Source organism: Burkholderia sp. KJ006 (assembly GCF_000262695.1).
GTDB lineage: Bacteria > Pseudomonadota > Gammaproteobacteria > Burkholderiales > Burkholderiaceae > Burkholderia > Burkholderia vietnamiensis.
Genome location: NC_017921.1, coordinates 1,342,354 through 1,353,499, shown reverse-complemented (window position 1 = coordinate 1,353,499; position 11,146 = coordinate 1,342,354). Strand labels below are relative to the sequence as shown.

The following is an 11,146-nucleotide window of genomic DNA, read 5'->3' as shown; positions in this document are numbered from 1 at the left end:
ACGTTCAGGCGGCGATCCACACGAAACCGTCCTCGACCCGCGACGGATAGGCGCTCACCGATTTGTCGGGTGCTTCGAGGCATTCGCCGGTCCGCAGATCGAAATGCTGCTTGTACAACGGCGACGCGACGACGATGCGCTCGCCTAGGCTGCCGATCAACCCGCGCGACATCACCGCGGCCTGCGACACCGGATCGACGTTGTCGATCGCGAACACACCGCCGGCTTCGGCGTGCGCGACGTGGAACACGGCGACCTGCTCGCCGTTGACGAGCGCGCATACGCCCGTGTTCGGCACGATGTCGTCGAGCGGACATACGCGGGTCCAGGACAGCGGAAGACGATCGTTCATGATGGGCTCCTTGAATGAGGCGCTGGCGTCGGCCAGCTCAGACGGTGGCGGGTTCCGCGACGACCGGGATCGCGACCGGCTTGCCGCCGGGGCGCTCGTCGGGCGTCGCAGGGCGGATCTGGCCGCGCGTCTCGACGAACGCGATGGTCGTGTCGGGCGCATCGCTGTTCACGAAGTGGCGGAAGCGCTTGCGCGTCTCGGGATCGGTGACGGCCTTCTTCCATTCGCATTCGTAGGTGTCGACCACGTGCTGCATGTCGGCCTCGAGCTCGGCCGCGATCCCGAGCCGGTCGTGCACGACCACATCGATCAGGTAGTCGAGCCCGCCTTCGAGGTTGTCGCGCCACACGCTGGTGCGCTGCAGCCGGTCGGCGGTGCGCACGTAGAACATCAGGAAGCGGTCGATGTAGCGGATCAGCGTGGCGCGATCGAGGTCGGACGCGAGCAGCTCGGCATGGCGCGGCTTCATCCCACCGTTGCCGCATACGTACAGGTTCCAGCCCTTCTCGGTCGCGATGATGCCGACGTCCTTGCCCTGCGCTTCCGCGCATTCGCGCGTGCAGCCCGATACGCCGAACTTGATCTTGTGCGGCGCGCGCAGGCCCTTGTAGCGGTTTTCGATGTCGATGGCGAGGCCGACCGAATCGTCGACGCCGTAGCGACACCACGTCGAGCCGACGCACGACTTCACCGTGCGCACCGCCTTGCCGTATGCGTGGCCCGATTCGAAGCCGGCCGCGATCAGTTCCTCCCAGATCGACGGCAGCTGTTCGACGCGCGCGCCGAACAGGTCGACGCGCTGGCCGCCGGTGATCTTGGTGTACAGGCCGTACTTCTTCGCGACCTGGCCAACGGCGATCAGCCCTTCCGGCGTCACCTCGCCGCCCGCCATGCGCGGCACGACCGAGTACGTGCCGTCGCGCTGGATGTTCGCGAGGTAGTAGTCGTTCGAGTCCTGCAGCCCCGCATGCTCCTTCTTCAGCACGAACTCGTTGAAGCACGATGCGAGGATGCCGGCGACGGCCGGCTTGCACACGTCGCAGCCGAGGCCGCGACCGTGCTTGTGCAGCAGTTCGTCGAACGTCGTGATGCGCTCGACGCGGATCAGATGGAACAGCTCCTGGCGCGAATGCGCGAAGTGCTCGCACAGATGATTGTTGACCGCGAGGCCCTGCTTCTTCATCTCGGCCTTCATGATCTGCGTGACGAGCGGCACGCAGCCGCCGCACGACGTGCCCGCGCCCGTGCACGACTTCAGCGCGCCGAGGCTCGTCGCGCCGTCGGCCACCGCCGCGCAGATCTGCGACTTCGACACGTTGTTGCACGAGCAGATCTGCGCGCCGTCCGGCAGCGCGTCGACGCCGAGCGCGGGCTTCGCCGCGCCGTCCGACGACGGCAGGATCAGGAACTCCGGCTGCGCCGGCAGCTCGATGCGGTTCAGCATCATCTGCAGAAGCGTGCCGTATTCGGTCGCGTCGCCCACCATCACCGCGCCGTGCAGGAACTTGCCGCAGTCGGACACCACCAGCTTCTTGTAGACCTGGCGGCGCTCGTCCGCGTACTGGTAGGTGCGGCTGCCGGCCGTCGCGCCGTGCGCGTCGCCGATGCTCGCCACGTCGACGCCCATCAGCTTCAGCTTGGTGCTCATGTCGGCGCCGGCGAATGCGGCATCGGCCGCATCGGTCATCTTGCCGCCCAGCTGCTTCGCCACCACGCGCGCCATGTCGTAGCCGGGCGCGACGAGGCCGTACACCATGCCGTTCCACGCCGCGCACTCGCCGATCGCATAGATGTCGGCGTCGCTCGTGCGGCATGCGTCGTCGATCGCGACGCCGCCGCGGGGGCCGATCTCGAGGCCGCACGCGCGCGCGAGTTCGTCGCGGGCGCGGATGCCGGCCGAGAACACGATCATGTCGGCATCGAGATGCGAGCCGTCGGCGAACGCCATCCGGTGCGCGTGCTGCTCGCCCTCGACGATCTCCAGCGTGTTCTTGCCCGTATGCACGGTCACGCCGAGCGACTCGATCTTCGCGCGCAGCATCCGGCCGCCGCCGTCGTCGACCTGGACCGCCATCAGCCGCGGCGCAAATTCGACGACGTGCGTGTCGAGCCCCATGTCGCGCAGCGCCTTCGCGCATTCGAGGCCGAGCAGCCCGCCGCCGACCACCACGCCGCGCGTCGCGTGCGCGCCGCGCGCCTGCATCGCTTCGAGATCCTCGATGGTCCGGTACACGAAGCAGCCGTCACGCTCGTGGCCGGGCACCGGCGGCACGAACGGCCGCGAGCCGGTCGCGAGCACCAGCTTGTCGTACGCGAGCGTTGCGCCGGATGCGAGCGTGACCGTATGCGCGGCGCGGTCGATCGACGCGACGCGCGCGTTCAGCCGCAGGTCGAACTGCCGATGCCGTTCGAAGAAGCCGGGCTCGACCAGCGACAGGTCGTCGGCCGACTTGCCCGCGAAGAATTCCGACAGGTGCACGCGGTCGTACGCCGGGCGCGGCTCCTCGCCGAGCACCGTGACCTGCAGCGTGCCGGCCGCGTCCGCTTGCGCGGCGAGGCATTCGAGCAGCTTGTGGCCGACCATCCCGTGGCCGATGACGATCAGTTTCATGATGACGTTTCCCTCGGTCGATCAGTTCGCGGCATTGGCGGTGGCCAGCGCGCGGTCGCGCAGCTCGGCCTCGCGTGCCTTGTGTTCTGCGCTGAAGCGCACGGCCATCGCGCACAGCGCGGTCGCGGTGACGACGAGCCCGAGCAGGCTCAGCGCGTGCTGCACGTCGCCGACGCCCTTCAGCAGGAACGCCGCGGCCACCGCGCCGACGTTGCCGCCCGCGCCGACGATCCCCGCGACGCCGCCGAGCGCGCGGCGGTCGATGAACGGCACGAGCGCATAGGTCGCGCCGCATGCCATGTGCGTGAAGAGGCCGAACGTCAGCATCGCGACGAGCGCCATGCCGATGCCTTGCGCATGCGAGAACCACAAGAGCCCGAGCCCTTCGCCGATGATCAGCGCGCACAGCAGCGTCGCGCGCACGTCGAGGCTGCGCCGCGCGGCGATCCGGTCCGACAGCCAGCCGCCGAGCGCGCGGGCGAACAGCGCGAGCAGCCCGAACAGGCCGACCGCGAAGCCGGCGTCCTTCAGCGACAGCTTGAAGTGGTCGACGTAGTACAGCGCGGCGATGTTGTGGATGAACACCTCGACGCCGAAACACGCGCCGTAGGTGACGAACAGCATCCACACGCGATAGTTGCCGCACGCGGCGAAGAAGCTCGCCCAGCCGCCCTTCTTGCCGCTGTCGACCGTCACGCCCTGCTTGCGCAGCGCGACGAAGTCGCCTTGCGGGCAGTCCTGCGTGAAGCGCCAGTACGCCCACGCCATCGCGAGCATCGCGATGCCCGGCACGACGAGCGCGACGCGCCACGACGCGTCGTCGCCGAAGCCGAGCAGCAGGCCGGCCGCGACGAGCAGCGGCATCATCGCCTGCGTCGCGCCTGCGCCCGCGTTGCCCCAGCCGGCCGTCGTCGCGTTCGCGGTGCCGACCACGTTCGACGCGAACATCACCGACGTGTGGTACTGCGTGATCACGAAGCCGGCGCCGATCGCGCCGATGCCGAGCCGGCAGATCAGGAACGACAGGTAGTCGTGCACGAACGACACCGCGAACACGGGGATCGCGCCGAGCAGCAGCAGACCGACGTACACGCGGCGCGGGCCGAAGCGGTCGCACAGCGGGCCGACCAGCAGCCGCACCGCGATGGTCGCGGCCACCGCGGCGATGTTGATGTTCGCGACCTGCGCCGCGGTGAGATGGAATTCGCGCGAGATCAGCGGCATCAACGGCGCACACGCGAACCACGCGAAGAAGCACACGAAAAACGCCATCCACGTCATGTGGAACGCACGCATCGGCGCGCTGCGGAAGCTGAAGAGATCGATACGGGTAGCTTTGTCGGTCATGTCATCCGCCAAACGAAAAACGGCGTCCTGCACATCCGATCTCGTCGAGACCCGATGTGTAGGACGCCGTTGCCCATGAAGCCCGTTGCCGGGCGCGTCAGTATTCGGTACTGCGGACGAATCGCCGTTGATTCGCCCGAGCCAGCTAACGCAAGCGGCGTGCCATGCAACGCGAAATCGCCGCGAGCGCCCTGTCGTACAAGGCTCGCCGGGTGCCGTCGGCCGCCTTGCGCGGGACCGGCCGCGATATGTCGGGAGGCATCGCGGCACAGATGTGGTGCGCTGCAGCACTATCGCCGTGCGACGTCGCGGTGCGTGCCGGTGCGTCGCGATGCACGTCGTGCGGGCATCGCATGCGCGGCGCCGCCGCATGCGAGTGCATGCGTTCGCGTGCCGCGGCGGCGTCGTGCGCCGCACGTCGCCGCGGGCGCGGGCCGCGATGCGACGCTTGGCCCGTTTATTGCTGAATCCGTTATCGACACCGGCAACGGCGCCGGTGGGCGGTCTTTCCCCATGCCGTCCCGGCCGATCCAGGCGGGGCCGGCAGAACCGACGTGGACAACGGCGTCCAGCCCGTGCTCGGCACGGCGGGACGCCGTGGTCGCCTCGACCGCCCGCCGCCGCGAGCAACAACGCGTTATCGCCGCCGCATGCGGCACAGGAACACGACATGACGACTGGAAAAGTCACGCTGCTGGGCGCCGGCCCCGGCGACCCCGATCTGCTCACCCTGAAGGCCGCGAAGGCGCTGGCCGCCGCCGACGTGCTGCTGCTCGACGATCTCGTCGCGCCGGGCATCGTCGAGCTTGCGCCGCAGGCGCGCGTGATCCGCGTCGGCAAGCGCGGCGGCTGCCGCTCCACGCCGCAGGCGTTCATCGAGAAACTGATGCGTCGCTACGCGCTGCGCGGCGCGCACGTCGTGCGCGTGAAAGGCGGCGACGCACTGCTGTTCGGCCGCGCCGGCGAGGAGCTCGCGACGCTGCGCGCCGCCGCGATCCCGGTCGAGATCGTCAACGGCATCTCGTCGGGGTTCGCGGCCGCCGCGAGCCTCGGCATCTCGCTCACGCATCGCGAACATTGCCAGGGCGTCACGTTCGTCACCGCGCACCGCCAGGATCACGGCGAGCCCGACTGGGCCGCGCTGGCGGCCACCGGCACCACGCTCGCGATCTATATGGGCATGAGCCGCGTCGACAGCATCGCGACGGGCCTGCTCGCCGCGCTGCCCGCCGCGACGCCGGCCGCCGCCGTGCAATGGGCCGGCACGCCGCACGAACGCCGCTGGACCGGCACGCTCGGCAGCCTCGCGCGCGGCATCGACGACGCGCGGCTCGGCAGCCCGGCCGTGATCCTCGTGGGCGGCGCGATCGGTGCAGCGTGCGCGCAGCGCACCGACACCGATCCCGACACCGCAGCCGCACCGATGTCGTGGGCCGCGTGATGGGCTGCGCCGCGCGGCATCGTCCGCATCACCATTGCGCTCACGGCAGGCGCGCTCGCGCCGGCTGCCGGTGCGGCTTGCCCGACGTGCTCGACGCGTCCGCTACGCCCGCTGCGGCAAGCTCCGCGCGGACGTCGGCCGATCCGTTCAACCGTTGTACCGAAGCCCGTCCGTCCCCGTTCGCGTCATGAGTTCGTCCGTTCCGCCCGCCCGCCTGCGCGTGCTGCTCGTCACCGATACCGACAAGCCGATCGGCGAGCTCGGCGACGCGCTCGCACGCCTCGGCTACGAGATGCTCAACGACGTCGCGACGCCGGCGCGCTTACCCGCCGCCGTCGAGGAGCAGCGCCCCGACGTCGTGATCATCGATACCGATTCACCGTCGCGCGACACGCTCGAGCAACTGGCCGTGATGCATGCGACCGCGCCGCGCCCCGTGCTGATGTTCAGCCACGACGCCGACCAGGCGCTGATTCATGCGGCCGTCGGCGCCGGCGTCAGCGCCTATCTGGTCGAAGGGCTGTCGGCCGAGCGCCTCGCGCCGATTCTCGAAGTCGCGCTCGCGCGCTTCTCCCACGACGATGCGCTGCGTCGCCGGCTCGCCGACGTCGAGCGCGAGCTGGCCGAACGCAAGCTGATCGATCGCGCGAAACGCCTGCTGATGGACAGGCGCAGCCTGTCCGAACACGATGCTTACGCGCAGCTGCGCAAGCGCGCGATGGATCAGGGGCTGCGCATCGTCGACGTCGCGCGGCAACTGCTCGACGCGCCTTCACAATGACCACCATGAACCCTCCGATTCCCGCCGCGCCCGAACGCGCGCATCTTCGTCTCGGTTTCGTCGCGTTGAGCGATGCGGCCCCGCTGATCGTCGCGCAGCGCCTGAATCTCGGCGCGCGCCACGGGCTGACGCTCGAGCTGCACCGCCAGCCGTCGTGGGCCGCCGTGCGCGACAAGCTGCTGAGCGGCGAACTCGACGCCGCGCACGCGCTGTACGGGCTCGTCTGCGGGCTGCAGCTCGGCATCGGCGGCCCGCAGGCCGACATGGCCGCGCTGATGGTGCTGAACCGCAACGGCCAGGCGATCACGTTCGCGCGCGGCCTCGCCGACGCCTACCGCGCCAGCGGCGACGTCCGCGCCGCGTTCGCGACGCTCGGCCGCAAGCCGCTGCTCGCGCAGACCTTCCCGACCGGCACGCACGCGATGTGGCTGAACCACTGGCTCGCGTCGCACGGCGTCGATCCGCTGCGCGACGTGCGCAGCGTCGTGATCCCGCCGCCCGAGATGGTCGCCGCGCTCGCGGGCGGCGAACTCGACGGCTTCTGCGCCGGCGAGCCGTGGCACGCGGTGGCCGAGGCCTGCGGCGCGGGCCGCACCGTCGCCGTCACCAGCGAGATCTGGCCCGATCATCCGGAGAAGGTGCTGGCGACGCGGCGCGATTTCGTCGCGCTGTATCCGGCGACCGCGCGCGCGCTGATCCGCACCGTCGTCGATGCGTGCGCGTGGCTCGACGACCCGGCGCACCGCCGCGACGCCGCCGACTGGCTCGCGTTGCCCGACGCGCTCGGCGTGCCGGCCCGCCTGATCGCGCCGCGCCTGCTCGGCGACTACGGCGCCGGCCCGTTCGCGCAGCCGCCGCTGCCGATCCGTTTCCACGATGGCGGCGGCGTGAACCGGCCGGATCCGCAGGAGGCGCGGTGGTTCCTGTCGCAATACCGGCGCTGGGGCATGCTCGAGGGCACGCAGGACGACGCGCAGATCGCCGCGGCGATCGCGCAGACGGCGTTGTATGATGCTGCCGTCGCCGACGACGGTACGGCCGGCCGCTGACTCCCTCCGCGGAGATGCGGCGGCGGCCGGCCCGCCGCCCAGCGCGATGCGCGGGCGCCCAATGCCCGTACCGCTGTACCCGTATCGACACTCCGTCCCCGTTCCCGAATCGATGCCGAAACGAACGCGCACGTCGCTCGACGTGCTGCTCACCGAAATCCGCGCGTGCCGCACATGCGAAGCCGAGCTGCCGCTCGGGCCGCGCCCGGTGCTGCGCGCCCATCGCGACGCGCGCGTGCTGATCGTCGGCCAGGCTCCCGGCGCGCGCGTCCATGCGAGCGGCATCCCGTGGGACGACGCGAGCGGCAAGCGGCTGCGCGACTGGCTCGGCGTCGATGCCGACACGTTCTACGACGCGACGCGCTTCGCGATCGTGCCGATGGGCTTCTGCTATCCCGGCCGCGGCGCGAGCGGCGACAACCCGCCGCGGCCGGAATGCGCGGCGCTGTGGCTCGACCGGCTGCTGGCCGAATTGCCGTCGATCCGGCTGACGCTGCTGATCGGCCAGTATGCGCAGCGGCATTTTCTGCGCGACGCGCGCAAGGCGACGCTGACCGACACCGTGCAAGCGTGGCGCGACTACGGGCCCGGTGTGCTGCCGCTGCCGCATCCGTCGCCGCGCAACCAGGGATGGTTCAAGCATCATCCGTGGTTCGACGCCGAGGTCGTGCCCGAGCTGCGCCGGCGCGTCGCGCCGCTGCTGGCGCGCGACGCATGAACCGGGCCGCCGGCTGCGGCGCCACCCTTTCCCGCTTGAACGCGGCACCCGACACATGCGCATGAACGACACGCCGGCCGACCTCGATTTCGCGTGCACCGGCTGCGGCGGCTGCTGCCGCGACCTGCGCATTCCGTTGACGATCGACGAAGCGATCGCGTGGCTGCGCCGCGGCGGCCACGTCGAACTGCTGTGCGACGCGATGCCGTGGCTCGAGGAGCCCGAGGCCGGCAACGCGTTCGCCGCGTACAAGCGGGCGCGCTCGACGCCCGCCTCGAGCGGCACGCTGCCGCTGCGTGTGACGGCCGTGCTCGTCGCATCGCATGCCGGGCCGTGCCCCAACCTGCGCGACGACCTCCGCTGCGGGATCTACGACGATCGGCCGCTCGTATGCCGCATCTACCCGGCCGAAGTCAACCCGTTCGTGCCGCTCGCGCCGCCCGGCAAGCAATGCCCGTCGGACGCATGGCAGCAGGCGCCGCTGCTGCGCGGCGGCACGCTCGTCGACGCGGCAACGGCCGAGCACGTCGCACGTTCGCGAACGGCCAGCGAGACCGAGACGCCGCTGCGGGCGCGGCTGTGCGAGATGCTCGGCATCGATACGGCGGCCGTCGCGAACGAGGGCTTCGCGGTTCATGCGCCGCCCGCGGATGCGCTGCTCGCCGCGCTGACGGCCGTGCGCGCGGCGCCGGCCGCCGACGACGCGCAAGCGACAGAGTGGACGCTGACGTCGAATCGCACCGCCACGATCGACGCGCTCGCGGCGGTGGGCGCGGCGAGCCGCAGCGCCGCCGCGCTTGCCGGCCCGCGCGTGCGCTATCTCGGCTTCCATCCGGACGCATAGCCGATCCGGTGCAGCGAGGCGCGAAGCGTCGAGCCGCCCCGCGGAGCCGTCGCCCGGCGCCCGCCGATTCCGGCGGCGCCCGGTTCGCTGTACCATCGCGGCTCAACCGCGTCTCGACCAGCCGAATTCTTCATGCCCTCCTCCGCCCCGCCGCGCCTGTACGGGATGCCCGAACGCAGCGACCGGCTCGATTTCTACATCCGCGACCAGGCGTCGCGCCAGGCGATCACCGAACCGCACCGGCACACCTACTTCCAGATCCAGTTCAATCTCGGCGGCGACACCGAGCAGCGGATCGGCGGCGTCACGCGGCCGTTTCCGCGCGGCGCGCTCGCGTTCGTTCTGCCGCATCGCGAACACCTGATTCCGCATCCGGAAGGCGCTCACTTCATCGTGATCAACTTCAGCCAGGCGTTCCTGCGCACCGATCTCGACGTCGATCCGCTCGATCTCGAGGACGTGCCCGCGCACCGCGTCCCCGAACTGACGCCGTTTCGCTTCCAGGAGCATCTCGACTTCATCCTGACCGGCGACGCGTTCGACGAAGCACGCCGCCTCGCGCTGTGCATGCTCGACGCCGACCGGGTCCGCACCTTCGGGTCGACCACGCTGCTGCGCGGCTATCTGCTGCAGCTGATCGGGCTCGTCTGCACGCAGTACGCCGGCGCGCTCGACAAGCTCGCGCAGCGCGGCGCCCAGCGCGCGGGCCGGCGCGACGCGCTCGCACGCGTGCTGCGCCATGTGCGCGCCAACCTCACGCGCGAAGATCTGACGCTTGCGGCCACCGCCGAGGCCGCGTTCCTGTCGCCGAACTACCTCGCGCATCTGGTGCGCAAGGAGACCGGCAGCACCTTCACCGATCTGGTGACCGAGCGCCGGATCGCGCTCGCGCAATCGCTGCTCGCGCATACGAGCCGGCGCATCGCGGACATCGCCCGTGCAGTCGGCTTCCGCGACGAAGGGTATTTCGCGCGGCGCTTTCGCGCGCGCGTCGGCGTGTCGCCGAAGGCGTACCGCGACGCGAACGCCGCGCTGCCCGATGCAGTCGGCGCGGCCGATGCGGCCGATGCAACCGACGCGGCGCCGGCCGCGGACGCGTAGATTTGTCCGGTTAAAGCGCAGTTGCGTCGCATCGCGGCGCGCGGCGCTCCGGTATCGTTGCAGGCATGCCGGGCCGCCGCCGTCGGGTGGCGGCCGGTATCCGTCTTCCATTCGAACGAGGCCATCCGATGTCCGCATACGTCATCGACGCTCCCGAGCGTCCTTCCGTCGAAGTCGATCAATCGTCCGCGCGCTTTCCGGTACGCCGCGTGTTCTGCGTGGGCCGCAACTACGCCGACCACGCGCGGGAAATGGGCGCCGATCCCGACCGCGAACCGCCGTTCTTCTTCACGAAGCCGGCCGATGCGGTCGTGCCGGCCGCCGGCACCGTCCCGTATCCGCCGCTGACGAACGACCTCCATCACGAGATCGAGCTGGTCGTCGCGATCGGCAAGGACGGCCGCTCGATCGAGCCGGCCGACGCGCTGTCGCACGTGTGGGGTTACGGCGTCGGCGTCGACCTCACGCGTCGCGACCTGCAGGCCGAAGCCAAGAAGCTGGGCCGCCCGTGGGACTGGGCGAAGGGCTTCGACGCGTCGGGGCCGATGAGCCCGCTGCGCGCCGCGAGCGCGACCGGCCACCCGGCGAGCGGGCGGATCTGGCTCGCGGTGAACGGCGACACGCGTCAGCAAGGCGATCTCGCCGACATGATCTGGGCCGTGCCCGACGTGATCGCCTACGTGTCGCGCTCGGTCGCGTTGAAGGCCGGCGACCTGATCTTCACCGGCACGCCGGCCGGCGTGGGCGCGCTGCAGCCGGGCGATCGCGTGACGGGCGGGGTGGACGGCGTCGCGACGTTCGAGTTCGTGGTCGGCGCGAAGCCGTAACGGCTGTAGTGGCAATGCGCGGGCGCCGGCGGGAACGGCTGCGCGTCGCGTCGTTTGGCTCCGGTCGGCACGGCG

At 70.8% G+C, this 11,146-nt stretch carries 10 protein-coding genes; 7 read left to right on the top strand and 3 right to left on the bottom strand.

All coding sequences use genetic code 11. The annotated features are described in order from the left end of the window. Positions 1-4 precede the first annotated feature (4 nt). From nirD to MYA_RS20065, 3 genes are read right to left on the bottom strand one after another with little or no spacing between them, the layout of a single operon-like run. Entirely contained in the window at positions 5-352 is a 348-nt protein-coding gene (gene nirD / locus MYA_RS20075) for a nitrite reductase small subunit NirD (protein WP_014724812.1), read from the bottom strand. A gap of 37 nt (positions 353-389) precedes the next feature. Continuing rightward, positions 390-2,963 (bottom strand): nitrite reductase large subunit NirB, encoded by a 2,574-nt coding sequence (gene nirB, locus MYA_RS20070; RefSeq protein WP_014724811.1) that lies wholly within the window; start codon positions 2,961-2,963, stop codon positions 390-392. Between the two features lie 21 nt (positions 2,964-2,984). Beyond that, positions 2,985-4,310 carry an MFS transporter gene (locus MYA_RS20065; protein WP_041494122.1) on the bottom strand — a complete coding sequence of 442 codons (1,326 nt, stop codon included), beginning with the start codon at positions 4,308-4,310 and terminating at the stop codon, positions 2,985-2,987. Positions 4,311-4,980: 670 nt separating this feature from the next. On the opposite strand from MYA_RS20065, the gene cobA reads away from it, so the two are divergent. The 7 genes from cobA to MYA_RS20025 all read left to right on the top strand — a co-directional run bounded on the left by cobA (position 4,981) and on the right by MYA_RS20025 (position 11,071). Beyond that, a complete protein-coding gene (gene cobA / locus MYA_RS20055) occupies positions 4,981-5,751 on the top strand; it encodes a uroporphyrinogen-III C-methyltransferase (protein ID WP_014724809.1) in 771 nt (256 codons plus the stop codon). A 187-nt stretch (positions 5,752-5,938) separates the two neighbouring features. Further along, positions 5,939-6,532, top strand: coding sequence for an ANTAR domain-containing response regulator (locus tag MYA_RS20050; protein WP_011882325.1), 594 nt, complete (start codon positions 5,939-5,941; stop codon positions 6,530-6,532). Between the two features lie 5 nt (positions 6,533-6,537). Further along, a complete protein-coding gene (locus MYA_RS20045) occupies positions 6,538-7,581 on the top strand; it encodes a CmpA/NrtA family ABC transporter substrate-binding protein (RefSeq protein WP_041494282.1) in 1,044 nt (347 codons plus the stop codon). A gap of 112 nt (positions 7,582-7,693) precedes the next feature. After that, positions 7,694-8,299, top strand: coding sequence for a uracil-DNA glycosylase family protein (locus MYA_RS20040; RefSeq protein ID WP_041494120.1), 606 nt, complete (start codon positions 7,694-7,696; stop codon positions 8,297-8,299). Positions 8,300-8,360: 61 nt separating this feature from the next. Then, the gene (locus tag MYA_RS20035; RefSeq protein WP_041494281.1) at positions 8,361-9,143 is read left to right on the top strand and encodes a YkgJ family cysteine cluster protein; all 783 of its coding nucleotides are present in this window, start codon (positions 8,361-8,363) and stop codon (positions 9,141-9,143) included. 132 nt (positions 9,144-9,275) lie between these two features. After that, positions 9,276-10,244 carry a helix-turn-helix transcriptional regulator gene (locus MYA_RS20030; RefSeq protein ID WP_014724805.1) on the top strand — a complete coding sequence of 323 codons (969 nt, stop codon included), beginning with the start codon at positions 9,276-9,278 and terminating at the stop codon, positions 10,242-10,244. A gap of 128 nt (positions 10,245-10,372) precedes the next feature. Next, a complete protein-coding gene (locus MYA_RS20025) occupies positions 10,373-11,071 on the top strand; it encodes a fumarylacetoacetate hydrolase family protein (protein ID WP_011882330.1) in 699 nt (232 codons plus the stop codon). Positions 11,072-11,146: the final 75 nt, after the last annotated feature.